Source organism: Hyphomicrobium sp. 99 (genome assembly GCF_000384335.2).
In the GTDB taxonomy this organism is placed as follows: Bacteria; Pseudomonadota; Alphaproteobacteria; order Rhizobiales; family Hyphomicrobiaceae; genus Hyphomicrobium_B.
The window spans coordinates 3,939,818-3,962,361 of sequence record NZ_KQ031382.1; the positions used below are offsets into that span (position 1 = coordinate 3,939,818).

The 22,544-nt window shown below is 59.5% G+C and carries 25 protein-coding genes and 1 tRNA gene; 17 read left to right on the plus strand and 9 right to left on the minus strand.

All coding sequences use genetic code 11. The annotated features are described in order from the left end of the window. The first annotated feature begins 3 nt into the window (after nucleotides 1-3). From G359_RS18960 to G359_RS18980, 5 genes are all read left to right on the plus strand, one after another. Nucleotides 4-1,290 (plus strand): glutamate-5-semialdehyde dehydrogenase, encoded by a 1,287-nt coding sequence (locus tag G359_RS18960; RefSeq protein WP_045837384.1) that lies wholly within the window; start codon nucleotides 4-6, stop codon nucleotides 1,288-1,290. 25 nt (nucleotides 1,291-1,315) lie between these two features. Beyond that, complete coding sequence (locus G359_RS18965) at nucleotides 1,316-1,969, plus strand: nicotinate-nucleotide adenylyltransferase (protein ID WP_082073019.1); 654 nt, start codon at nucleotides 1,316-1,318, stop codon at nucleotides 1,967-1,969. A gap of 113 nt (nucleotides 1,970-2,082) precedes the next feature. Continuing rightward, on the plus strand, nucleotides 2,083-2,544 hold the full coding sequence (rsfS, locus tag G359_RS18970) for a ribosome silencing factor (protein WP_082073020.1): 462 nt from the start codon (nucleotides 2,083-2,085) through the stop codon (nucleotides 2,542-2,544). 71 nt (nucleotides 2,545-2,615) lie between these two features. After that, nucleotides 2,616-3,098 carry a 23S rRNA (pseudouridine(1915)-N(3))-methyltransferase RlmH gene (gene rlmH, locus G359_RS18975; RefSeq protein ID WP_045837386.1) on the plus strand — a complete coding sequence of 161 codons (483 nt, stop codon included), beginning with the start codon at nucleotides 2,616-2,618 and terminating at the stop codon, nucleotides 3,096-3,098. 6 nt (nucleotides 3,099-3,104) lie between these two features. Next, a complete protein-coding gene (locus G359_RS18980) occupies nucleotides 3,105-3,668 on the plus strand; it encodes a DNA-deoxyinosine glycosylase (protein WP_045837387.1) in 564 nt (187 codons plus the stop codon). Here G359_RS18980 and G359_RS18985 read toward each other — a convergent pair. Genes G359_RS18985 through G359_RS18995 form a run of 3 tightly spaced genes read right to left on the minus strand, consistent with a single transcriptional unit; the run spans nucleotide 3,665 to nucleotide 6,632 of the window. Next, on the minus strand, nucleotides 3,665-4,489 hold the full coding sequence (locus tag G359_RS18985) for an SDR family NAD(P)-dependent oxidoreductase (protein ID WP_045837388.1): 825 nt from the start codon (nucleotides 4,487-4,489) through the stop codon (nucleotides 3,665-3,667). The two genes, G359_RS18980 and G359_RS18985, sit on opposite strands and share 4 nt — an antisense overlap. Nucleotides 4,490-4,536: 47 nt before the next feature. Next, nucleotides 4,537-4,932, minus strand: a complete 396-nt coding sequence (locus G359_RS18990; protein WP_045837389.1) for an META domain-containing protein — start codon at nucleotides 4,930-4,932, stop codon at nucleotides 4,537-4,539. Between the two features lie 20 nt (nucleotides 4,933-4,952). Next, a complete protein-coding gene (locus G359_RS18995) occupies nucleotides 4,953-6,632 on the minus strand; it encodes an acyl-CoA dehydrogenase family protein (RefSeq protein WP_045837390.1) in 1,680 nt (559 codons plus the stop codon). A 340-nt stretch (nucleotides 6,633-6,972) separates the two neighbouring features. Between G359_RS18995 and G359_RS19000 the strand changes: the two genes are divergently transcribed. Continuing rightward, the gene (locus G359_RS19000; RefSeq protein ID WP_045837391.1) at nucleotides 6,973-7,863 is read left to right on the plus strand and encodes a YihY/virulence factor BrkB family protein; all 891 of its coding nucleotides are present in this window, start codon (nucleotides 6,973-6,975) and stop codon (nucleotides 7,861-7,863) included. Nucleotides 7,864-7,943: 80 nt separating this feature from the next. Here G359_RS19000 and ccrA read toward each other — a convergent pair whose 3' ends face one another. After that, a complete protein-coding gene (ccrA, locus tag G359_RS19005; protein WP_197077615.1) occupies nucleotides 7,944-9,260 on the minus strand; it encodes a crotonyl-CoA carboxylase/reductase in 1,317 nt (438 codons plus the stop codon). Nucleotides 9,261-9,484: 224 nt separating this feature from the next. Here ccrA and G359_RS19010 point away from each other — a divergent pair, with 224 nt between their 5' ends. From G359_RS19010 to G359_RS19030, 5 genes are all read left to right on the plus strand, one after another. Next, on the plus strand, nucleotides 9,485-9,847 hold the full coding sequence (locus G359_RS19010) for a hypothetical protein (RefSeq protein WP_045837392.1): 363 nt from the start codon (nucleotides 9,485-9,487) through the stop codon (nucleotides 9,845-9,847). A 141-nt stretch (nucleotides 9,848-9,988) separates the two neighbouring features. Continuing rightward, nucleotides 9,989-12,001 (plus strand): protein meaA, encoded by a 2,013-nt coding sequence (locus G359_RS19015; protein WP_045837393.1) that lies wholly within the window; start codon nucleotides 9,989-9,991, stop codon nucleotides 11,999-12,001. Between the two features lie 43 nt (nucleotides 12,002-12,044). Beyond that, nucleotides 12,045-12,347, plus strand: coding sequence for a hypothetical protein (locus G359_RS19020; RefSeq protein ID WP_045837394.1), 303 nt, complete (start codon nucleotides 12,045-12,047; stop codon nucleotides 12,345-12,347). A 10-nt stretch (nucleotides 12,348-12,357) separates the two neighbouring features. Beyond that, nucleotides 12,358-12,702 (plus strand): hypothetical protein, encoded by a 345-nt coding sequence (locus G359_RS19025; RefSeq protein ID WP_045837395.1) that lies wholly within the window; start codon nucleotides 12,358-12,360, stop codon nucleotides 12,700-12,702. Between the two features lie 72 nt (nucleotides 12,703-12,774). Then, nucleotides 12,775-12,859 (plus strand) — tRNA-Leu (locus G359_RS19030). A gap of 520 nt (nucleotides 12,860-13,379) precedes the next feature. On the opposite strand, the gene G359_RS19040 is transcribed toward G359_RS19030, so the two are convergent. Then, entirely contained in the window at nucleotides 13,380-13,943 is a 564-nt protein-coding gene (locus G359_RS19040; RefSeq protein WP_156150846.1) for a hypothetical protein, read from the minus strand. Nucleotides 13,944-14,053: 110 nt separating this feature from the next. Then, nucleotides 14,054-15,541 (minus strand): ammonium transporter, encoded by a 1,488-nt coding sequence (locus G359_RS19045; protein ID WP_082073021.1) that lies wholly within the window; start codon nucleotides 15,539-15,541, stop codon nucleotides 14,054-14,056. 630 nt (nucleotides 15,542-16,171) lie between these two features. Here G359_RS19045 and G359_RS19825 point away from each other — a divergent pair. After that, a complete protein-coding gene (locus G359_RS19825; RefSeq protein WP_052699466.1) occupies nucleotides 16,172-16,588 on the plus strand; it encodes a hypothetical protein in 417 nt (138 codons plus the stop codon). Between the two features lie 340 nt (nucleotides 16,589-16,928). Continuing rightward, the gene (locus tag G359_RS19055; protein WP_045837397.1) at nucleotides 16,929-17,543 is read left to right on the plus strand and encodes a LabA-like NYN domain-containing protein; all 615 of its coding nucleotides are present in this window, start codon (nucleotides 16,929-16,931) and stop codon (nucleotides 17,541-17,543) included. A 27-nt stretch (nucleotides 17,544-17,570) separates the two neighbouring features. Here the strand turns inward: G359_RS19055 and G359_RS19060 are convergent, their stop codons facing one another. Next, the gene (locus G359_RS19060) at nucleotides 17,571-18,485 is read right to left on the minus strand and encodes a SphA family protein (RefSeq protein ID WP_045837398.1); all 915 of its coding nucleotides are present in this window, start codon (nucleotides 18,483-18,485) and stop codon (nucleotides 17,571-17,573) included. A gap of 43 nt (nucleotides 18,486-18,528) precedes the next feature. Continuing rightward, complete coding sequence (locus tag G359_RS19065) at nucleotides 18,529-19,302, minus strand: helix-turn-helix transcriptional regulator (RefSeq protein WP_045837399.1); 774 nt, start codon at nucleotides 19,300-19,302, stop codon at nucleotides 18,529-18,531. Nucleotides 19,303-19,425: 123 nt separating this feature from the next. On the opposite strand from G359_RS19065, the gene G359_RS20250 reads away from it, so the two are divergent. The 3 genes from G359_RS20250 to G359_RS19080 are packed head-to-tail and all read left to right on the plus strand — an operon-like array spanning nucleotide 19,426 to nucleotide 21,569. Continuing rightward, nucleotides 19,426-20,178 carry an acyl-homoserine-lactone synthase gene (locus tag G359_RS20250; protein ID WP_082073022.1) on the plus strand — a complete coding sequence of 251 codons (753 nt, stop codon included), beginning with the start codon at nucleotides 19,426-19,428 and terminating at the stop codon, nucleotides 20,176-20,178. Beyond that, nucleotides 20,129-21,358, plus strand: coding sequence for a cytochrome P450 (locus G359_RS19075; protein WP_197077642.1), 1,230 nt, complete (start codon nucleotides 20,129-20,131; stop codon nucleotides 21,356-21,358). The genes G359_RS20250 and G359_RS19075 overlap by 50 nt, the downstream gene beginning before the upstream one ends. A gap of 19 nt (nucleotides 21,359-21,377) precedes the next feature. Then, the gene (locus G359_RS19080; protein ID WP_045837402.1) at nucleotides 21,378-21,569 is read left to right on the plus strand and encodes a hypothetical protein; all 192 of its coding nucleotides are present in this window, start codon (nucleotides 21,378-21,380) and stop codon (nucleotides 21,567-21,569) included. Here the strand turns inward: G359_RS19080 and G359_RS20665 are convergent. Next, nucleotides 21,566-21,823, minus strand: a complete 258-nt coding sequence (locus tag G359_RS20665; protein ID WP_156150847.1) for a helix-turn-helix domain-containing protein — start codon at nucleotides 21,821-21,823, stop codon at nucleotides 21,566-21,568. The genes G359_RS19080 and G359_RS20665 overlap by 4 nt on opposite strands. Nucleotides 21,824-22,198: 375 nt before the next feature. Here G359_RS20665 and G359_RS19085 point away from each other — a divergent pair, with 375 nt between their 5' ends. Continuing rightward, the gene (locus tag G359_RS19085) at nucleotides 22,199-22,510 is read left to right on the plus strand and encodes a hypothetical protein (protein WP_045837403.1); all 312 of its coding nucleotides are present in this window, start codon (nucleotides 22,199-22,201) and stop codon (nucleotides 22,508-22,510) included. Nucleotides 22,511-22,544: the final 34 nt, after the last annotated feature.

A 22,544-nucleotide genomic window follows, 5' to 3' on the forward strand; every position in this document is an offset into this window, starting at 1 on the left:
GCGATGAACAGACCCGAGCGCATCGAGAACGATACCGCCGCGTTGATGCGCGGCATCGGCGAAGCCGCCAAGGCTGCAAGCCGCCGGCTCGCCATCGCCACGCCGGAAGAAAAGAACAACGCGCTCAAGGCCGCAGCCAAAGCTCTGCGCGATGCGACGCCGAAAATTCTCGAAGCCAACGTCAAGGACGTCGAAGCGGCAAAGGCTGCCGGACGCCCCGCATCGTTCGTCGACAGGCTGATGCTCGACGAAAAACGCGTCGCTGGCATCGCGAAGGGCCTTGAGGAAATCGCCGAATTGCCCGATCCCGTCGGCACCGTGCTTGCTGAATGGACACGGCCCAACGGCCTGAAATTCCAGCGCGTACGCGTTCCGCTCGGAACGATCGGCATCATTTACGAAAGCCGCCCAAATGTGACGGCCGATGCCGGCGCGCTGTCGCTGAAAGCGGGCAACGCATCGATCCTGCGCGGCGGCTCGGAAAGCCATCATTCGAGCGTCGCCATTCACGCCTGCCTCGTTGAAGGACTGCGCGCGGCCGGACTGCCCGAAGCTTCTATTCAGCTCGTCCCGACGACGGACCGCGAAGCGGTCGGCGCGATGTTGCGTGGTCTCGACGGCGCCGTCGATGTCATCGTTCCTCGCGGCGGCAAAAGCCTCGTTCAACGCGTGCAGGATGAAGCGCGAGTTCCGGTCTTCGCGCATCTCGAAGGCATTTGTCACACCTATGTCGACCAAGCCGCCGATCTCGACATCGCCCTACCGATCGTCGTCAACGCCAAGATGCGGCGAACCGGCGTCTGCGGCGCCACCGAGTGCCTGCTCATCGACAAGAACGCCAAGACCGACTTCGTTGGTCCGCTTGTAAAAGCGCTGTTGGACGAGGGCTGCGAAGTCCGCGGCGACGCGTTTGTGCAGAAGGCCGATCCGCGCGTCAAACCCGCATCGGACGAGGATTTCGGCAAGGAATTCCTCGAAGCGATCATCGCCGTCAAAATGGTCGACGGCGTTGACGAAGCCATCGAGCACATCGCCCGCTACGGATCGCAGCATACCGACGCCATCATCACCGGATCCGAAGCGACCGCCGAACGGTTCCTCGATCGCGTGGACTCGGCCATCGTCCTCGTCAACGCCTCGACCCAGTTCGCCGACGGAGGCGAATTCGGCTTCGGCGGCGAGATCGGCATCGCAACCGGCAAGATGCATGCGCGCGGACCTGTCGGCGTCGAGCAATTGACGAGCTTCAAGTACAAGGTGCGCGGCAACGGCCAGATCAGGCCGAAGTGATGAACCGCGGAGAGGCACCTCTGAGTTGACGCGAAAGATTCCGCTGCAAAGCTTCGGCTCCCTTCGCGTCAAAACCCCATTGTGTCTTCCGGGGCAACGCATAGGCGTGATGGGAGGTACGTTTAACCCTCCCCATGACGGTCATCGCATCGCGGCCGAAGCGGCGATGAAACGGCTGAACCTCGACCAGCTCTGGTGGCTCATCACGCCGGGCAACCCGCTCAAATCGAACAACGGACTTTCCCCGCTCCCCGAGCGCATGAAGCTTGTCCAAACATTCGCGCGTGGCCCTAGGATGAAGATCACGGGCTTCGAGCGCGAGCTCGGCACGCGCTATACCGCCGGAACGCTGTCGTTCCTGACGCGCCGCTACCCCGCCGTCCGCTTCGTCTGGATCATGGGCGCCGATAACCTCGCCTACTTCGACCGCTGGCAGCATTGGCGACACATCGCCGAAATCATGCCGATTGCGATCGTCGATCGGCCCGGCTGGCGTCATGCTGGCTTGGCCTCTCCGGCCGCTCGTGCCCTCGAGCGCTATCGCGTGCCTGAGTCCGAAGCGGCCACCCTGGCCGACCTCCGCCCGCCCGCCTGGATGCTCCTGACCATCCGTCTTTCGGGACTTTCCTCGACCGCTTTACGCAGTGCAGCACCCCGCGTCCTGGTGCCCAATAATTAAGTCTCTGATTTATATGACACTTCTGCGACAGACCCGCCCTCATTTCCAATTGCGGCCCGGCCCGACGCCCTTTAATATCTAAGGCGTTCCGGATAATCCGGACTCTGAAAGACATGCGGGACCAACCAGCAAAGGACGTTCGCCGCTTGATTCGAACCACAACCGAGGCCGCCCGTAAGGGCTCCTCTCCCGCCACGTCCGCCGCCCCGGCGCCGGACTCGGCAGCCCTGCTTGATGATGTCGTCCGTTGGCTTGACGACGCAAAGGCAGAGGATATCGTCTCCCTTCCCCTCAAAGGCAAATCCGCACTAGGCGATTACATGGTCGTCGCGTCGGGCCGTAACGACCGGCACGTTGGCGCCATCGCCGAACAGCTGCGGGAAAAGCTGAAAGCACGCGGCGAATCCCGCGTCAGGGTCGAAGGCTTGGGCGCCTGCGATTGGGTGCTGATCGACACCGGCGACGTGATCGTTCACGTCTTCCGGCCCGAGGTCCGCGAATTCTATAACCTCGAAAAGATGTGGCAGGCGGAGATCCCGCCGGACGCATCGCGCGGCGACTCCTCGCAGCACTGATTGCGTGGACTGAGAAGACCACCTGAAGCGGACGCGGCCGAGCACTCTTCGGCCGCGCTAACGGACGATTGATGCGCATCGCGATTTCGGCGGTCGGGAAACTGAAGGACGCCGAGGAACGCGCCATCGTCGAGCGCTACGCCAAACGCCTCAATGGCGCCGGCAAATCGCTGGGCCTCGGACCAATCGATATTCGCGAATTCCCCGAAAGCCGCGCAGCCGGAGCGGACGAGCGCAAACGCGATGAAGCGGCGCGTCTCCTGAAAGACATCGGCGCGGGCGACGTCACAGTCGCGCTCGACCCGTTTGGACGCTCTCTGTCAAGCGAAGCCTTCGCCGCCTTCATTCGCGAAACCCGCGATGGCGGCGCGAAGACATGCCACTTCCTCATCGGCGGCCCTGATGGCCACGGAGACGCCGCCCTCAGCGCGGCGGCGATGAAATTATCGCTTGGCGCTCTGACCCTTCCACACGGCCTTGCACGCGTCGTCCTCGCGGAGCAGCTTTACCGCGCAGCGACGATCCTTTCCGGACATCCCTACCATCGCGCATGAGGGGTAATGGCTGCCGAGCGAACAAAAACGCTGCCGGTCGAAAGTGCTCCGATCGTCAAATACAGCTTCCCGCCGATCAGCCCGGCTGGTGCACGCTTGCTGATCCTCGGCACGCTGCCTGGAGAAGAATCGCTCCGCCTCCAGCAATATTACGGACATCCGAGAAATCATTTCTGGCCGCTCATCGCCGCCCTCTCCGACAAGCCGCTTCCTGCGACCTATGAGGACCGTCTGGCGCTCTTGGAAATCAATCGATGGGCGGTTTGGGACGTCCTTGAAGGCGCCGAGCGCATCGGCAGCTCGGACGCCGCGATAAGAAATCCGGCTGCGAATGCGTTCGGCGCGTACTTCGCAGCCAATCCGGCAATCAGCGCGATAGCCTTCAACGGCCAAAAGGCGCGCGACCTCTTCCGCCGCTTCGTCGTGAAGCCCGGCCTCGTCGCGGAGACCGATTTCGCGATGATCGAATTACCGTCATCCAGTCCGCTCTACACGAAAACGCTCGACGAAAAGCTGGCGGTTTGGCGAGCCAAACTTGCGCCGCACACCCGGTCCAGCTGCAAGCGTTAGGAATTTCGCGTAAAATAATCGATTGCGAACTGCGGAAACGCGCGCCGCATGGCAACGGCCAAATAGGTCGGCGTCGTAACGTAATAGTGACGTCGCGGCCGAGCGCTTTCGACAGCATGAATGAGCCGCTTGCTCACCGCTTCCGGCTCGAGCTTGAACGTCACCTTGCCACCGGCCTTCATCGCCTCGATACGTGCCTGATACACATCCCGATGCGGCGAGTTCTCGATATCGACCGTCGCGAGAAGCCGCGCCAGCGCGTTTTCCACGAACCGCGAACGGATCGGCCCAGGCTCGATCAATGAAACCGAAATTCCCGATCCATCGAGTTCGAGCCGCAGCGACGTCGTCAACGCTTCGAGCGCGAATTTCGACGCACAGTAGGCGCCGCGATATGGCGCAACCACCAAGCCGAGCACGGACGAGCAATTGACGATGCGCCCCGATCCGTTCTTGCGCATCGACGGAATGAGCCGCCGTGTCAGATCGTGCGTGCCGATGACATTGACTTCGAGCTGCTCGCGCAACAGCTGCGGCGACAAATCCTCAATCGCGCCGGGCTGCGCGAACGCAGCGTTATTGAAAAGCGCGTCGATCTTGCCGCGCGTCATCTCCAGCGCCCTGATGGCGCACGTTGCAATCGATTGAGGATCGGCGAGCTCGAGAGGCAGGGCCTCGACGCCGAGGAAATTTTTGAGCCGCGCGAGATCTTCAGGTTTGCGGGCCGTCGCGATCACGCGCCAGCCACGCTCGCGCATCGTCCGCGCCGCGTCGAGACCGATGCCGGACGAACATCCGGTGATGAGAATAGAGCGAGTCATTGGGCTCCGGTCGTTGGGGCCGCTCGGCGACGATGCCGCCCGCCCTACTATTTCTTGAACTTCACGAGCACGTGGCCGTCTTCGGCCTTCAGTGTCAGGATATCACCCTCCACGGCGAACGAACGCGCCGCCTCGAGCGTCGTAAAATATTGCGTTTCGATATCGGATTTGCCTTCGCACGCCATCTTCGTCGCGGCCAAAGGCCCGATCTGAATGGCATCATCTTCGATGGAAATCGGACCGCTGAAGCGGTTGCAGCCACCGGTCCCCGAAACTTTTTCCGTCGTGTAGTCGAAGGTCAAGCCGTCGACGGGATGGCCGTTGAGTTCAGTCGCGACCCAGCTCGCGGCCAACGGACCGTCGTCGTCGTCGTCTCCGGCGCACACCGGACCGCTCAAAGCCAATCCCAGCGCTCCGATGAAGACAGCCGTCATGTACCGCATCTGCGTGTCCCCCGACGCGACTAGTTGGCGCCCTCGAGCAGCCGCCGCGCGATCACCTGCGCCTGAATTTCCGCAGCACCCTCGAAAATGTTCAGAATACGCGCATCGCAAAGCACGCGGCTGACCGGATATTCGAGCGCGAAACCGTTGCCGCCGTGGATCTGCAAAGCATTATCGGCGTTCGCCCAGGCGACGCGTGCGCCAAGCAGCTTCGCCATGCCCGCTTCGAGATCGCAGCGCCGGCCTGCATCCTTCTGCCGCGCCGAAAAATACGTGAGCTGCCGCGCGACCATCGTCTCGACGGCCATCATGACGACCTTGTTGCGAACACGCGGGAACGAATAGATCGGTTTGCCGAACTGCGAACGCTCAAGCGCATACTTGAGCCCGAGGTCCATGGCGCACTGAGCGACGCCGACAGCGCGCGCCGCCGTCTGAATACGCGCGCCCTCGAAGGTATTCATCAGCTGCTTGAAGCCCTGGCCTTCGACGCCGCCGAGCAGGTTTTCGGCCGGCACTTCGAAGTTGTCGAAGGAGATGTCGTATTCCTTCATGCCGCGATAGCCGAGAACTTCGATCTCACCGCCCGTCATTCCCTGGGCAGGAAATGGTTCCTCGTCCGATCCGCGAGGCTTTTCCGCGAGAAACATCGAAAGGCCCTTATAGCCGGGCTCGTTCGGATTGGTGCGCGTCAACACCGTCATCACGTCGGCGCGGACGGGATGGGTGATCCAGGTCTTCTGACCGGTGATCTTGTAAACGTCGCCATCCTTCACCGCGCGCGTCTTGAGCGAGGCGAGGTCGGAGCCGGTGTTCGGCTCGGTGAATACCGCCGTCGGCAGCATTTCGCCCGACGCGATCTTGGGAAGATATTTTGCTTTCTGCTCCGGCGTGCCGTTGTGCAGGATCAGTTCGCCTGCAATTTCTGCCCGCGTTCCGAGCGATCCGACGCCAATGTAACCGCGCGAAAGCTCCTCCGACGCGACGCACATCGACTCCTTGCCGAGCGCCATACCGCCAAATTCTTCCGGCAGCGAGAGACCGAAAACGCCGAGCTCAGCGAGCTTCGCGATGACGTCCAGCGGAATGTATTCGTTCTTGAGGTGCCACTCGTGCGCATGCGGATAAACTTCGTCGAGACAGAAGCGGCGCATCAGATCCTGGATCTGCGCGTGGGTCTCGTCGAGACCCGTATCGCCGAAGGTCATCGCTTCGGGCTGTGAGGCAATCAATTCTCCAAGGCGCGCCTTGACCGTTTCCGAACCGCCTTCAGCGATAAGGTCGGCAACCGAATCTTCATAACGGCGAAGATCGCTCTTCGGAACGCCCAGCCCATCCGCTCGCGAGATCTCGAGCTGGCTCATGGGAATGCCGTTTGCGACCTGCGCGGCGTATTCGCCGAAGGCAGCGATCAGCAAGAGCTGCTCGAATTCTCCGAAGCGCCCTTCGCTCTCGAGACGGCTCGCCCAATCATGCATTTGGCGAAGACCTTCGACGGTCGTCGCGAGCCAAGCGAGCCCATGCGCCGCATGCTGCGCCTGGTCGATGCCACCCTCTTCCTGGATCTTGATCCGCACGCCGGCCTTCGCGGCCTGGAGTATTTTGTCTGCCCCGGCAACGGCTTCACCGCAGCGCTCGATGAGCTTGGCGGCTCCCCCTGCAAGGATGCTGGCTCCAGCCTTCATCGGCGTAACGGACATGCGTTTCTCCTAAGGAATGACAAGGCGCTGGACTATGTATTTTGTCCATACCGGCGGTACTGCGCGACCAATTCACTGCTCTGAAGGATTAGTCAACTGGTCGCGAACAGCAACAAACGCCCGCGCGACCTATTCGCGCGAACGAAGCCGCTGCGGCGCGGCGGGAACGATAGCGAACTCTACAAAGTTCCAGGCCGTTACAGATCCGAGCCTGAGCCTCGAACCTGCGTCCAAATTGCCGCCTCGGACGGACTTTTGACGTCCGGTGTGGACCCCGGTTCTCCGAGACACTAGGTTCCGCGCGATAAAATACGAAAAGCCTGGGGAGAGACGTTAACTCATGAAGCGCATGCGAAGATTGTTCGAGGCCCTCTACCGGGTTTACGAGCATTCGGGCTTCGCGATGGCCGGCGCGATCGCATTTTCTTTCGTCGTTTCGATCTTCCCCTTTTGCATCTTTCTCGGTGCCCTCTCCGGTATCTTCGGCGGACGCGAACTGGCGCAGGACGCCATCAACCAATTGTTTGCCATCCTGCCGGAGCCGGTCGCCAAAGGCATCGCTCCGCAGATTGAAGCGGTGATGGGATCGCAGCGTATCGATCTTCTGACCGCTTCGGCGTTTCTGGCCCTGTTCTTCGCGACGAGCGCCGTCGAAACATTGCGTACCGCACTGAACGGCGCTTATCGGGTCCGCGAGAAGCGGCCCTACGCGCTATGCCTGCTGATCAGCATGCTATTCGTCTTCGTCAATGCGATCTCGACGCTCGTCATCACCTGGATCGTCGTCGTCGGCCCCAGCGTCTTCGGACCGGCAATCGTCGCCGACTTTTCCGCGGGCTGGGTGAAGACGTTTATCGATTCAATCAGCTTCGGACCGGGCCTTCGATACGCGGTCGCCGGCGCCGTGATGGCCGTACAGTTGTTGGCCCTTCACTTGTGGCTGGTGGCCGGAAAGCGGCGCCTGGCCGATGTATGGCCTGGCATACTTCTGACGATCGTCCTTTGGCTCGCACTCGCCGGACTGTGGTCGTACTACATTAAAATCAGCAATTATTCGCTGTTCTATGCCGGTCTTTCGCAGCTGATGATCGCGCTGATCTTCTTCCAATTCACCGCGATCACCATTCTCTTGGGTGCCGAGTTCAATCGCGGGCTTATGGAAATGAAGCGTATGCGCCGGGAAGCGGCAGAGCGCGAGGCGCTCCGCCTCAGCACGATCGGCGGCGCGTAAAACGCGCCACCTCGGCAATCAGATATTTTCCAGGAAAGACAAGCCTTCCTTCGCCGCGTTCGGCGAAGGAAGGTAACTCGTTATCGTGGCTGCGGCCCAGCTTCGATGGCGTCTTCCAACGTCCTGAGGCCGGTCGTCGGAGCCGACACCAGCACCGCCATGTTGCCCGGCTTATGCTCGTTCCGGTACATCCGCATGTGAGCCTTCGGAATCTGCTCCCACGAGAACACTTCCGACATGCACGGATCGATGCGTCGCTCGACGACCAGCTTGTTGGCCTGGCTCGCCTGCTGAAGGTTCGCGAAGTGCGAACCCTGTACGCGCTTCTGGTGCATCCAGAGATAGCGGGCATCCATCGTCAGATTGTAGCCCGTGGTACCGGCGCAGATCACAACCATGCCGCCGCGTTTCACGACCAGGACCGAGACAGGGAACGTCGATTCACCCGGATGTTCGAAAACGCAGTCGACGTTGTTGCCCTTGCCGGTCGTTTCCCAGATGGCTGAACCGAATTTGCGGGCTTCCTTCATCCAGTCGTTGAACTCTGGCGAGTTCACCTTCGGAAGCTGACCCCAGCAATTGAATTTCTTGCGGTTGATCACGCCCTTGGCGCCGAGCTGCTTCACGAAATCGGTCTTGTCGTCTTCCGAGACGATACCGATGGCGTTGGCGCCCGACGTCGCGCAGAGCTGCACCGCCATCGAGCCGAGGCCGCCCGAGGCGCCCCAAACGAGAACGTTATGGCCCGGACGCAGCACGTGCGGACGGTGTCCGAACAGCATGCGGTATGCCGTCGCGAGAACGAGCGTGTAGCAGGCGCTCTCTTCCCACGTCAGATGCTTCGGCCGCTCGAGAAGCTGGCGGTCCTGCACGCGGCAGAACTGAGCAAACGATCCATCCGGCGTCTCATAACCCCAGATGCGCTGCGAAGGCGAGAACATCGGATCGCCGCCGTTGCACTCTTCGTCGTCGCCGTCGTCCTGATTGCAGTGAATGACGACTTCATCGCCGACCTTCCAGCGCTTCACCTTCGAGCCGACGGCCCAGACGATGCCGGACGCATCCGAACCTGCGATGTGGTACGGCTGCTTGTGGACGTTGAACATCGAGACGGGCGTGCCGAGCGAGGCCCAGACGCCGTTGTAATTAACGCCGGCCGCCATGACGAGAACGAGAACGTCGTGGCTATCGAGTTCCCACGTCGGAACGACTTCGACCTGCATCGCCGTTTCCGGCAGACCCTCACGCTCTTTGCGGATGGTCCAGGCATACATGTTTTTCGGCACGTGCCCGAGAGGTGGAATTTCCCCGATCTCGTACAGATCTTTCTTAATGCCCGCCGCCGCCGACTGAGCATCGGCCACGTCGCTCTTTGCTGCCAAGTTCTGGCTCGACATTGATGTTGCGTCTCCCGACCATTTCCCCGCGACGAGGGCCGTTATGGCTCATCTTCTTCGCGTTCCTCCCCAACTTCGCTGGGGATCGCAGTATGAAGCACGTTTTTGCGCTGCAATGAAGAGGGTTAGACCGCCGTTAATGACGGCTCAATTCCTCTTTAACGAGAGAGGGTTATTGTTCCTGCACCTTTTACCTACCCATTCGGGCAGTTGGAGTGCGGCACGTGCAAGACCTCTTTTGGCAGCTCAAGAATACCGACTCCTTCACCATTTACACGACGCTCGTTTTCGTCGCGATCGTCGGCTGGTTCATCCGCGAAATCGCCGGCTCTTCGGGGCTCGCGCTGAGCTCGCTCCCCTTACTGATGATCGGCGGTATCGCAGGACCGGCGTTTTTCACCCAGCAGATGATCACGCTTTCATACGATAAGAACGTCAACGTCGTCACTGCGACAGCATTGGGCGTCCTCACGTCGCTGCTCGTCATCCTGCTGAGCAAGTGGCTTTGGATGGTCCTCAACGAGCATCGCGTCAGCCGGGCAAAGCTCGTCGCCATTCCGAGCCGCCCACCCCGCCTGCGGCGCTAAACCTACCCTCCGACAACCTTTCTTTGTGCAATCGGTTGCCGGACGAGCGCGGCGAACTGCCGGTTTTGCCTTTTCACGGGCTTCGGCTACGGTAAATGTCTCGCCAAAACAATTTGACCCGAGCCTAGGGGCGCCCTTTCGATGTCGGACACCAAGTCGCGAGACAACGCGAAAACCAAAACATCAAAAATCCAGCGCGATAAGCCATGGCTGATCCGCACCTACGCCGGCCATTCGACGGCGGAAAAATCGAACGCGCTCTATAAGAAGAACCTGGCAAAGGGCCAGACGGGCCTCTCGATCGCATTCGATCTGCCGACGCAGACGGGCTACGATTCCGATCACGAACTCGCCCGGGGCGAAGTCGGCAAGGTCGGCGTTCCGGTCTCCCACATTGGCGACATGCTCACCCTGCTCGACGGCATTCCGCTCGACCAGATGAATACGTCGATGACGATCAACGCGACGGCGGCTTGGCTCCTGTCGCTCTACATCGCGGTCGCCGACAAGACCGGAGCGTCACGCGACAAGCTCACCGGCACCATTCAGAACGACATCATCAAGGAATACCTCTCGCGCGGCACCTACGTGTTCCCGCCCGAGCCGTCGCTGCGGCTGATCAAGGACACGATCGTCTTTTCGACGCGGAACGTGCCGAAGTGGAACCCGACGAACGTCTGCTCCTACCACTTGCAGGAAGCGGGCGCGACGCCGGTCCAGGAGCTGGCCTACGCACTCGCGACGTCCATCGCCGTTCTCGACACCGTCAAGGCTTCGGGTGAAGTGCCGCCGGAAGAATTCGGCAACGTCGTCGGCCGCATCTCGTTCTTCGTCAACGCCGGCATGCGTTTCGTCACCGAGATGTGCAAGATGCGCGCCTTCGGCGAGCTCTGGGACGAGATCACCCGCGAACGTTATGGCGTGACCGACCCGAAGCACCGGATGTTCCGCTACGGCGTGCAGGTCAACTCGCTCGGCCTCACCGAACCGCAGGCTGAAAACAACGTCTACCGCATCCTCCTCGAGATGCTCGCCGTAACGCTCTCGAAAAATGCGCGCGCCCGCGCGGTGCAGTTGCCCGCCTGGAACGAAGCTCTCGGACTTCCGCGTCCCTGGGACCAGCAGTGGTCGCTCCGCATGCAGCAGATCGTCGCCTTCGAAACGGACCTGCTCGAATACGGCGATATCTTCGACGGCTCCGTCGAAGTCGCGAAAAAAGTCGCGGCGTTGAAGGAAGAAGCGAAAGCCGAACTCGCAACCATCGAGAAAATGGGCGGCGCCATCGCCTCTATCGACTACATGAAGCGCCGCCTCGTCGAGAGCAACACCAGCAGACTTTCCGACATCGAAAGCGGCGATCTGATCGTCGTCGGCGTCAACAAATTCACCGAGACCGAACCGTCGCCGCTATCGGGCGGCACCGACGCCATCATGGTTGTCGATCCGGCGGTGGAAGCCGAGCAGATCGGCAAGCTCAAGGCATGGCGTGAAAACCGCGATTCCAAGAAGGCCGCCGCTGCCCTCGCCGAAGTCGAACGCGCCGCCAAGGAAGGCCGCAACATCATGGAGTCGTCGATCGAGGCCGCGAAGGCCGGCGTCACGACCGGTGAATGGGGCACGGCGCTGCGCAAGATCTTCGGCGAATATCGCGCCCCGACCGGCGTCGCGCAGGCCGCCGTCGCCCGTGATAGCACTCAGCTCGAAGCCGTCCGCGCCAGCGTCGATGAAGTGTCCGACCGCCTCGGCCGGCGCATCAAGTTCCTCGTCGGCAAGCCTGGCCTCGATGGCCATTCCAACGGCGCCGAGCAGATCGCCGTCCGCGCCCGCGATGCTGGCATGGAAGTCGTCTACGAGGGCATCCGTCTGACCCCTGGCCAGATCGTGCGTGCCGCCGTCGATGAAGGCGTCCACGTCGTCGGCCTGTCGATCCTGTCGGGCTCTCACGTTCCGCTCGTCAAGGACGTCATGGAACGGATGCGCAAGGAAGGCCTGGACGACGTCCCGGTCGTCGTCGGCGGCATCATCCCGCCCGAGGACGCCAAGACGTTGAAGGCCTTCGGTGTCGCCGCCGTCTACACGCCCAAGGACTTCCAGCTGAACGACATCATGGCGGACATCGTCAAGCTCGTGGACCGCTACGCCAAGGCGGCCTAACCAGGCCTTGCGAGAGCCACCCGGCTCTCGCTACGCTCCGCTGATGAAGACCTGGGTCGTCCTCTTTCTTCTTTTACTCGCTGTAGGCATTGCCTGGGGCGTCGCGCGCGATCTGTTCTCTCGCCCGCGCGGGACGATCGTCGGCGTCGTCACGGCCGTCGACCGCGGAAACGCGCTTCCAAAATGGTATCCTCCGACATCCCCGCGGTATACCGCGCGGCTTGCCGACGGCCGCTTGGTCACGGTCGCAGCCAAAATTCCGCTGAACTTTCCGGTCGGAGCCGCCATAACCCTCACAGAACTGGTGACACCCTGGGGACAGGTCTGGTACAGGCAGCGCGATTAGGGAGGGGCGGTTGCGCGAAGAAACTCGAAAGCGGCTCGAACGGGCCCTCTGGCTCGACCGCGCCAAGAAGCTCGGGATCGCCCTGGCCATCGTCGCGGCGATCGGCATGGCGTTCGGCTATGAAACGCTGGATATGTCGGTCTCCAACACGGAGGTCGAGGGAACCGTCACCGACATCGAACCCCTGGTCTCCAAAACGAACTCGGCCGACGGGGAAAACGTCATCGTCAGGCTCACCAGCGGCCCCCTCGTCCGGGTGCTCGCCTACAAGTCGCGCGGCATCAAAATCGGCGACAAAATTGAGGTCGTCGAGCACCACCATGCGACGGGCCGAGTGACACATACGCTCAGATAATATCTTCACGCGTTGACGCGGCGGCCCGGGCCGGTATATGTCGCCGCTTCGCCCCGGGAATTCCGGGTTGATGCCTCAGTGGCGGAACGGTAGACGCGGCAGACTCAAAATCTGCTATCCACAGGGTGTGGGGGTTCGAATCCCTCCTGAGGCACCACAGCGACCCAACACTTTTCCGGCCTGGAACTCTTGCGCCAGATTTCTTCTGGATGGCGCCCTACCAGCGCAGGACGCAAACGCCTCCATTCCACCGTCGGCACCTGCGGACATCGCGGCGAACACGGCGAATGTTTCTTCTCGATACGCAGACACCATTGATTCGCGTCCTGCCAATGCCGCAGCCCCAGCGGACTTGCGTGGCGAGCCCGTCCGGCTGCTGAATTGGCGCGAGCGGCATGGCCTCGGCGGACGTTGCGACGACCAAGGCAAAGGCAACGGCGGCAAGCTTGATCATTTGTTTCCTCCACGTCGTAGCGGTTCTCGAACGCAATCGGGCCGTTCTCTTTGGGTCAGCGATCCCTCTCTGACCTTAAGAGCGGCTGGCAGCGCACGACGCGCCTCAACTGCCAACGTGGGCAAGAGGAACGATCCGTTATGGTGATCATCGAGCTTGTTGCGCAGCTCGGCTTTGAGGCGATTGGTCTTATGTTTGCTTACCGCCCGTTAAGCCTGCAGCTTCACCGGTCGTTCGCGGCGCGGCCCCGATTGAAAAGCCATATTCGCCTGAGCGATCCGATGATGTCTTCCGGCGTCCGGTCGAAGATATCGAGCGGCACCCGAACCTTCGATCTCGACGTGAGATAGAACGGCTTGCGCATCAACCGCCGGCGGAGCGGAACCTTCGGCGCATCGCGCCCAAGAGCGATCGCGAGAGGCTCTAACAGCGAGATTTCAGCTTCCGTGTAAACGTTTCCCCGAACGACCAATTCGACAGCATCGATAGCGCCGATTGCCCGCCACGCGAAGTGACCGAGGCCCTCGATGAAAAGCCCATCGCGATCGGCCGCGAGCCGTACCCTGCCGGTCTCCAACAGCGGATAACTGTAATAAGCAAGAGACGCGAACACCGCGCTCATTAGTAAGTAGGTCACGCTTCCCTTGGCCACTGACGCATAGAAAAACACGCCGCCAAAGATCATCAGGATCCAAACCGGAAATTGGATCTCCTCTCGATCATAAGCGACCGTATACCGATTACGGTAATCATCGCTCTCGGCAGTCATGACGGCAGCTCGAAGCATGGCCCGCTTTCGCACGCGAGACAAAATCAGCGGGCTTCGATCGCCCGGCAAATAATTTAGTGTCATTCGGGAACCGGAACATCCGGCTCCCGAAAATTCGACCAGTCTAACTAGTGAACGATTTCGCCGTGGAGCGTCAGATCGAGACCTTCGCGCTCGACGTCCGGGGCGACGCGCAGGCCGATCGTCCAATCGATGAGCTTCAGGATGATGAACGTGACGATCACATCGTAAGCCAGGACGATCGAGATGCCAGCCGCCTGGTTGATTACCTGATGCGGATTACCCTCGATCCAACCCGGGGTTCCGCCGTACTCGCTGATCGCGAAGACGCCCGTCAACAACGCACCGACGATGCCGCCAATGCCGTGCACGCCGAATGCGTCGAGTGCATCATCGTAACCGAACATGTGCTTGAGACCGGTCGACCCCCAGTAGCAGAAGATGCCGGCACTGATCCCGATGGCTAAGGCGCCGGCCGGTCCGACGAAACCCGAAGCGGGCGTAATTGCGACGAGCCCGGCAACGGCACCCGAGCAAATGCCAACCACCGTCGGCTTGCGCCGCAGTATCCATTCGATCAGCATCCACGTGAGAGCGGCTATCGCCGTCGCGAGTTGCGTGACAAGCATCGCCATGCCGGCTTGAATGTTGGCCGTCACCGCCGAACCCGCGTTAAATCCGAACCAGCCAACCCAAAGAAGTGACGCGCCGATGAACGTGAGAACGATGTTGTGGGCGGGGCCGCTATCCTTGCGCGCTCCGAGCACCAAGCAAGCGACCAACCCGGCTATGCCCGAGTTGATGTGGACGACGGTGCCGCCGGCGAAGTCCAGAACCTTGAACCAGGCCTGATCATTCGTCGAATTCAATATGCCGCCCGGTCCCCATACCCAGTGCGCGATCGGCGCATAGACGATGGTCGCCCATAGAGCGATGAACCAGAGCATGGACGAGAACTTCATGCGCTCCGCAAACGCCCCTGCGATCAGCGCAGGCGTAATGATCGCGAACGTCATCTGGAAGCAGATATAGACGGTTTCGGGGATCGTGGGCGCAAGCGGATTGGGATTGTTCGCACCGCTCGAAATATCGCTCAGTATCCCTTGCAGAAACGCACGATCGAGTCCTCCGATGAATGGTGTGCCGGCCCTGAACGCGAAGCTGTAATTACAGACGGCCCACAGTACCGTCACGAGACAGGTAATCGCGAACGACGTCATCACGGTATCGCCGACGTTTTTCCTTCGCACCATTCCGCCGTAAAACAACCCGAGGCCGGGGATCGTCATCATCAGCACGAGTGCGACTGACGTCAGCATCCACGCCGTGTCGCCGGCATTGACGGTGCACTTCTCGACCGTTTTTGCATCGCATGCAGGAAGAGGCGCCGGAGCGGCCGCCGCGGCAGGAGCCGCCGGAGTGGCCGGTGTCGCGGCCGGAGCAGGAGCCGTCTCCTGCGCGACTGAGAATGACGATGCAAATACGCTGGCAAGGCTCGCCACGAAAAGCGCAAGGACGACGCCTCGAAATATTTTCGCGATCGGTGGAAGCTTGCCCTTCGCAAATCTAGCGAGCGGAATGACGGGATGAAGCATCGCCTATATCTCCTGTGATCAATTCGATGGGATCGCAATTGCCGGCAAGTATGTCTTTCGTGCTCAATTCATCCCCACACGTTCAGAGCGCGGATTCTCGCTTCGGGCGAGACGCGTCGAACAAAAAAATTCGAGTGTGAATTTTTGAAAAATGAGGTCTGGAAACGATCTCACCAGCCGCGTCGACCGAGATCGGCGCTCCGCGCAGTTCCTGACGCTTGAACAGCTTTAGAACAGCTGAGATCGGTCTCATTTGGCCCCCCGGTTTCTATTGTCGTGGAGGCGACCGGACCTGCGCATGAACAGGGCCCGATGAGAAAGGAAACAAAAATCGTGCCAGCCTGATCAAAATCTGGTCAAGGCATTGAAAGTAGGCAAAATGAGCGTTCAGCAATCTGCTACCAAACAAAGCCGCATGCGGAGCATTTGGGTTGAAATCTGTGCAATAGCTACCCGAACTGCACAGATGTTGATCATTCAACTCCCGCCGACTGCATGGGCAGAATTGCAAAGAAAGGCAACCATTCGTGACCGGCAATGGCTGGCTGAGAGCCGGATTGGCGTCAGGGCGAAAGGAACCGAATCCCCCTCGTTTCGTTCCCCCTCCGAAGCAAATTTGGAGGAAACAACATGACGTATGAAGATCCCCGCTCCGGCCGCGAGCGCAACCTCGGCCAAGACGACGTCGGAACGTCGACGGGATCGTGGATCGCCGGCATCATTGTCGTCGCAGCAATCGCCTTGGGTGCTTGGTATTTCTACGACCACAATCGAAACGTTGCTGATGTGAATCATCCGGTGACGAACGCTGCTGACAGCGGCGCGATGAAGTCTTCGGGGACCTCGGGACCTGGCGTCCAGGGTGCTGCTGGTAGCACCAACGGCCCGGCGGCCCATCCCGACAATAGCTCGACTGGTGCTTCGACCGGCACCAGTGGCGCGAACCCAACCATCGATAAGACCACCCAGCCGGCTCAGGATGCAACGGGTGTGAAGGGTGCCGAAGGCAGTACGAACGGTCCAGCCCCAGCCGCGCCTAAACAGTAAAGCTCGTCATATAAATCAAGAAAAAAAGGGCTCGCGAAAGCGGGCCCTTTTTTTCAATGACTGAACACAAGATAGCGCCGCGCGACCGGAAGGCTATCGGCAACGCCCGCAAAATTGATCGACAACCGGCTACTGCGCTGCACCCGCTACAGCAGCACTCGCTGCATAAACTGCTGAGCCGGAAGCCAAGAAAAATTCTGTTCTCTGCAAGAACGCCGCAATTGCCCTGCAAAACGATGAACATTGCAGCACCACATCAAAATTCTCTGACGGCTTCGCCCGTTATGCCGTAGAAGTTGATTTCTTAGACAAAAAGATTAGCCCTCGATCAGGCCGAAAGATGAAGCTTTACCCGGATGAACGGACGTTGCTCCTCATTGACGGAGCAAATTTTCACGCGACGGCGAAATCGTTGGGGTTTGACATCGATTACGGTCGGCTCCTCAACCTGTTTCGAAGCAAGGTTCGACTTGTTAGAGCCCAATACTACGCGGTGATTCCGGAAGATCCCGAATACTTCGCAATACGCCCATTAGTCGATTGGCTCGATTACAACGGCTATTCCGTTATAACGAAGCCAATGAAGGAATTGACCGACTCCGCGGGCCGAAAGAAGTTCAAGGGAAACATGGACGTCGAATTGGCCGTTGACGCCATGCGAATGGCCAACCAAGTCGACCACATCATCATCTTTTCCGGCGACGGCGATCTTCGAAGCCTTGTTGCCGCGCTTCAAGAATTGGGCAAACGTATCACCGTCGTCTCAAGCCTTCAGACGAATTCACCAATGATCTCCGACGAACTCCGCCGGCAAGCTGATCATTTCATCGATTTGGCGGACTTGGGAAAAGAGATCAATCGAATCTATTCTGACGTGCCCGTGAAACGAACCGTAAAAAAACGCTCCCCCGCGCCAGCACGTAATTTGGCCGCGATCGACGACGGCGACAATTAAATCAGAAGCTGCATTCACGTCTTTCCGCTAAAATTTGAGCGCGGCGGTTACACTTAAAATGTCGCCTTGAAAGCGATTGGTCGCGTCGACCTCATGCAGCCACTTTCCGACGATCTTGCCGGGAATGCCGATCGAGGTCGTGTTCCATAGAAGCGCCGGACCGACGCCTGCCGATGCGCTGCGAATGCTAGGAGTTCCCGCACCGCTGTCATTCGTGAATTGCGAATAGAAGTACCCGTGCAATCCAACAGCGAAGCTCTGCGAGAAATATTTGTTGAGCATACCATCGAGATGGAATTCATCGCCCGTCCGATAGTCGGTCGCGGGATTTTCGGTGTTGAACATCACCCCAGGAACGAGAGAGATTTCGAGACCCTGTTTCTGGTCGAGCCATGTCAGCGCAACGACGGAATCAAAGGTGAAGTAATTTCGGCTGGCGTTGAGCGCTGCGCCGTCATCGTAGGAGCCTGTCGGTATGATGATCGATTGGTATGCGCTCACATAGAGGTTTCCAAACGCCCAATAGAGAACGAGCGGCGAGATGCTCGTGTCGCCGCGATCGGCAATACTTGCATCAAGGCTGAACGGCGGTGGCTTCGCTTCAGTGTGGGCGTCAAGGAAAGTTGTGTAGGCGCCGAACGCGTAAGTGGCTCCGAAAATCTTGTGATCCGTGACGTACTGGAATCCGCTGAGATAGAGCATGGCGCTGGCGGACACCGTGTCCGGAATAGCGGGCCCTTTCAACTTGGCCTGATAACTATAGGCGGTTCCATAGACGTAGAGACCGTTTTGGGGCGCAACCGCTACCGCGAAATCTCCGTAATAGCCGGGAACGTAGTTGGTGAGCCCACCCTCAGCCGCGCGAACTTCTGAGATTGAAAACGGGCCGAACGCGCAGACGGCTGTCGCGAAGGTGATATTCTTCCGTAATCGACACCACATCCCCGGCTCCCAAGCATTCCCACTCGCCGCAACGATACCAACCTCAGTAATCGATCAATCCGAGATAGAGAGCACGAACGGCGGCATGCGTTTTGTTGGCAGCACCGAGTTTCCGCATCGAATTTCGCAGATGACTTTTGATCGTCTCTTCGCTCAGTCGCAGAATTTCTGCTGTCTCCAAAACGGTCTTGCCTCTCCCCGCCCACGCCAGCACATCGCGCTCGCGGTCGCTTAGGGGGACGCTCGACACCGACTCCGGCGCGATCACGCGATTTGGATCGTCTCTGTGTTTTTCGGCAATCAGATCGACGGCGCGCTGGACCCAGTAGACCAGCACCACATGCAGATCGATCTTCTTTCGCAGAATCATGAACTGAAAGCGGCTGATCGTATCCTTCCAGTAGAAGGAGCAGAGGCTCGAGTTCATGCGGCCTAAGTGATCGCGATAGTGAAACGGAACAACAACACCGTTTTTGAAACCGTGATCCAGCGCGGCTTCCATGATCTTGTATGCGCCGGGCTTCGGCCCACTTGGCACGTTCGGCAGCGGCACCTCATCCCACGAAAATGGCGTGTTGGTCCGTCGCGCGAATTTCACGCAATGATCGACATGGACGAACTTGTTCGACTTGTAGTCGCTCTCCCAAGCTTCGCCGGTTGTCCCCATGTAAAATGGAACATCCTGATGGGGATTTCCGACATCCAGAAAGTTGAACGACGCGAACCCGTAGTCCTCCGCAATCCTCTGCAAAGTATGTTTGAGTTCATCGAGGTCGCTTGAGGCTTCGACCGCGGTAATCGCTTCTTCGACATTCATTTCGCAGACTCTCCCCCATTCAGGGGATTTCCCAAAGCAAGTCATCTCGCGAAAAACTTCACCATCGGATTAGTCCCGCACACCGAGTGCCGATGGGTAGAAATTTTGCGCACGGTAGTGGCCATGAGTTCCCAAAGACCAAGACTGGTTGCGAAACTTTGCAATGTCCAGAGCAATCCCGCACTGGTGAGAGAATTTCAGGAATTCCGAAGACGGCTGTTCGTCGACACTTTGCAGTGGGACTTACCGGTATTCGGAAACCTTGAGATCGATCAATTCGATGGGACCACCGCGACCTATTGCGCCATCTATGCCGATGCAAAGCTCATCAGCGGATTTCGCGCGATACGCTGCGATCACGAATACCTGGCCCTTTCTGTATTTCCGCAGCTTGCCACCGAGCGTCCATACCCGAGAGCGCCGGATATGTGGGAAATCAGTCGCCTCGGCGTCCATCCACCTGACCTGAATATTGCGGGCGTAACTTACGCGGTGATGCTTCACCTCGCGCGGTTGCGCGGAGCCAAGGCGCTGGTGGCACTCGTAGACCTCTGTCACGAACGGTTGCTCCGGCAAATCGGCATCAAGACGCGCCGCTACGGATCTCCGCAGTTCATCGGCAACGACCGCAAGGGCCGAAGACTCACAGCGGTGGCAGGCGAAATACCAATCCAAGAGCAAGGCGGAGAAGCCTACGACGCTCTCATGGATCTCCTTCAAACAGTTGAGATCATCGATGAAACACTGGTTTTCAGACCTGAGGTCGTTCAATCGGGACCCGCTAAAGTTCTTCCTGACGCAAGCGGAATCGGCGATCGAGCCATTGGTGAGGCTCCATCTTGGGCCCAAACCCATCTGGCTGGTAACCGATCCTGATCTCGTCAGGCATCTGCTGAAATCCGATGAAGTCCTCGTCGACAAAGGACGCTTTGTAAGCAAGCTCCGCCCTGTCGTTGGCCAGAGCACGCTGACGCTCAACGGCGAGGAAAACCGCAAGCGCCGTGCTGTACTCCATTCAGTTTTCGCGAAGGGCGTCGCCCAGCGATTCGTTCCGGAAATGTCGGCCGCCATACGCGAGAGCGCAGTAGCCGCTTCCAAACAATCGGAGATTTCCGCTCACGACCTGACTGCACCCTTGGCGCTGCGCATGATTTGCATCGCCATGTTTGGCAAGGACGTGCTTTCGCGCGGCGATGAGAGAGCGATTGTTGAAGCCGTTCGTCTCGTCGAGTCTGATCTGGCGGATGATCTGTTCCGCGTCCTTCCGCTTCCGCCCTGGAAAGCCCGCGCGCGCTGGCGCAAGCGCGAACTGGCACGTCGAATGATCGACGCCGTCGTCACGAGGGTCCGCGCCCGCGCCGCATCTTCGACAGCCGTCGGCGCCTTGATCAATCTCGGCCTGACCGACGTCGAAATCCGCGACGAGATTGTGACAATGCTGCTGGCAGGCCACCACACAACCGGTTCGGCCGCGGCTTGGATTCTTTATTACCTCGGCACAGTACCGGGTCTCGCCGAAGAACTCGCTGCGGAAGCCGAAGCCTCGTCAGACGACGCCGGCGAGTTGCGGCCTGAAATTCTGCCGCGCGCCGCAAAGAGCCTCGCGTTCGTCCGTGAAGTCCTCCGGCTTTATCCCTCGGCCCATTGGTTCTCGCGCGACGTCAAAACCGATTTCACCGTCCGCGATATACCCCTCAAGACCGGCGACTCGCTGATCTTCTGCCCGTGGCAATTGCATCGTGATGAGCATTATTGGCTCAACCCCAACGAGTTCGACCTCACGCGCAATTTCACGGGCAAAGCCTACCTCCCGTTCGGAGCAGGACCACGCGTTTGCATCGGCATGGGATTGGCGAACCTCGAGTTGCAGCTCCTGGCCCTCGAGATGGCGGCAGCATTTTCGATCTCGATCAAAAGCGCTGTTCCCGCTCCACTGCCGACGCCCTCCGTCACTCTTATTCCGCCCCAAATCCGCTTGTCGCTCAAGGTTCGCGAGCCGTGGGAGAAAAGCATCGCTCTTCCGCAAAAGCCTATGCCAGTGCGCGTCGCATCCTGAAATTCGAAAAGCACTTCGCATGGAACGCACATTCTTCATTCAGCAAGATCAGCCGGACGAACTCATCATGCATTTGTGCCGCGTCATCGATGGCATCCGCGATGCAATGGACACGTCGCAGCGACGCGGCCAACTCAATGTCACGGCTGAACTTGGAACGCACCTTCGGCAACTCGCCGATCTTATCGACCGCTTGCCCGAGGACGACTAATCGACCGTATCACCGACGGCGCCGATGGACCCGAAAATATCCGCCAATCGGACCTTCAGCGCCTTCCCAATTTCGTAAAGCTCCGCCGTCTTAAAGCGGGCCTCGCCCAGCTCGCGACTTGCATAATCACCGATGTCTAGTCCGGAAACGCGGGCCATATCTTCAGCCGATATACCCGAAGCATGTCGAAAAAGTCGTATACGCTGGCCGATGAGGATATCGGTCCTGCGATACCCTCCAAACGAACGAGGCATTGGCGCTCCGCCCCCTGCTCATGAATTGCGTCCCCTGAGGATTTCTCCTGAGACGGATATACCGGGTTTGGATAATACCGTGAATGCCTCGACCGACAAGAGAAGCGGATCCTTTCGGTCCGACTTTCGCAACGCCGCGGCTTCGACTGAGATCGGCGCATCAGCCCGAGCGAGACGACAACCTGCTCGCAAACTTCTCAATCGAACTTGTGCTCAATCGCGATCCGCAATCGTGCAGATGGCGTGACGAGGAGGTGATGTATAGACGCCGCGAGGCCACTGAAATCTGCGATGTTCTGTTGATTTTCCGTGCTTGCAGTTTCCGAGCCATGGCACGCTTCCACCGCCATCTCACAACCACTTGGAGTGACTTCAATGCGCAAGATTTCTGGCCGGACGACCGGCTTGACGCTCGCTCTTCTGGCAGCCGCAGCCTTCGCCTCAGTCCCCGCCGACGCCAGGGAATGCTTCAAAAAGTATTCGCTGGGATCATCCCCCCTCGGCGAAACAAACGCAAAATTCCTGGCCGACGAATCGCTTCTTCAGCAGACGGACATGGGTGTGTTTATGGTCTGGATGACCGGCGCCGGCACACCAGGCTATAACTTCGGCCCGCGCAAGTATCGCTGCACACAAGACGGCGTGCTGTCGACCTGTCACGCACAAGCGACCATCTGCAAGATGTGAGGCAGACGATCGTTCGACGGGGGGCAGCGGCGGG

Bases quoted from the DNA above. Each gene is read 5' to 3' on its own strand.
- G359_RS18960 (WP_045837384.1), top strand. From the start codon at position 4: ATGAACAGACCCGAGCGCATCGAGAACGATACCGCCGCGTTGATGCGC.
- rsfS (WP_082073020.1), top strand. From the start codon at position 2,083: ATGCGGGACCAACCAGCAAAGGACGTTCGCCGCTTGATTCGAACCACA.
- rlmH (WP_045837386.1), top strand. From the start codon at position 2,616: ATGCGCATCGCGATTTCGGCGGTCGGGAAACTGAAGGACGCCGAGGAA.
- G359_RS18980 (WP_045837387.1), top strand. From the start codon at position 3,105: ATGGCTGCCGAGCGAACAAAAACGCTGCCGGTCGAAAGTGCTCCGATC.
- G359_RS18985 (WP_045837388.1), bottom strand. From the start codon at position 4,489: ATGACTCGCTCTATTCTCATCACCGGATGTTCGTCCGGCATCGGTCTC.
- G359_RS18990 (WP_045837389.1), bottom strand. From the start codon at position 4,932: ATGCGGTACATGACGGCTGTCTTCATCGGAGCGCTGGGATTGGCTTTG.
- G359_RS18995 (WP_045837390.1), bottom strand. From the start codon at position 6,632: ATGTCCGTTACGCCGATGAAGGCTGGAGCCAGCATCCTTGCAGGGGGA.
- G359_RS19000 (WP_045837391.1), top strand. From the start codon at position 6,973: ATGAAGCGCATGCGAAGATTGTTCGAGGCCCTCTACCGGGTTTACGAG.
- ccrA (WP_197077615.1), bottom strand. From the start codon at position 9,260: ATGTCGAGCCAGAACTTGGCAGCAAAGAGCGACGTGGCCGATGCTCAG.
- G359_RS19015 (WP_045837393.1), top strand. From the start codon at position 9,989: ATGTCGGACACCAAGTCGCGAGACAACGCGAAAACCAAAACATCAAAA.
- G359_RS19020 (WP_045837394.1), top strand. From the start codon at position 12,045: ATGAAGACCTGGGTCGTCCTCTTTCTTCTTTTACTCGCTGTAGGCATT.
- G359_RS19040 (WP_156150846.1), bottom strand. From the start codon at position 13,943: ATGCTTCGAGCTGCCGTCATGACTGCCGAGAGCGATGATTACCGTAAT.
- G359_RS19045 (WP_082073021.1), bottom strand. From the start codon at position 15,541: ATGCTTCATCCCGTCATTCCGCTCGCTAGATTTGCGAAGGGCAAGCTT.
- G359_RS19825 (WP_052699466.1), top strand. From the start codon at position 16,172: ATGACGTATGAAGATCCCCGCTCCGGCCGCGAGCGCAACCTCGGCCAA.
- G359_RS19055 (WP_045837397.1), top strand. From the start codon at position 16,929: ATGAAGCTTTACCCGGATGAACGGACGTTGCTCCTCATTGACGGAGCA.
- G359_RS19060 (WP_045837398.1), bottom strand. From the start codon at position 18,485: ATGTGGTGTCGATTACGGAAGAATATCACCTTCGCGACAGCCGTCTGC.
- G359_RS19065 (WP_045837399.1), bottom strand. From the start codon at position 19,302: ATGAATGTCGAAGAAGCGATTACCGCGGTCGAAGCCTCAAGCGACCTC.
- G359_RS20250 (WP_082073022.1), top strand. From the start codon at position 19,426: ATGAGTTCCCAAAGACCAAGACTGGTTGCGAAACTTTGCAATGTCCAG.
- G359_RS19080 (WP_045837402.1), top strand. From the start codon at position 21,378: ATGGAACGCACATTCTTCATTCAGCAAGATCAGCCGGACGAACTCATC.
- G359_RS20665 (WP_156150847.1), bottom strand. From the start codon at position 21,823: ATGCCTCGTTCGTTTGGAGGGTATCGCAGGACCGATATCCTCATCGGC.
- G359_RS19085 (WP_045837403.1), top strand. From the start codon at position 22,199: ATGCGCAAGATTTCTGGCCGGACGACCGGCTTGACGCTCGCTCTTCTG.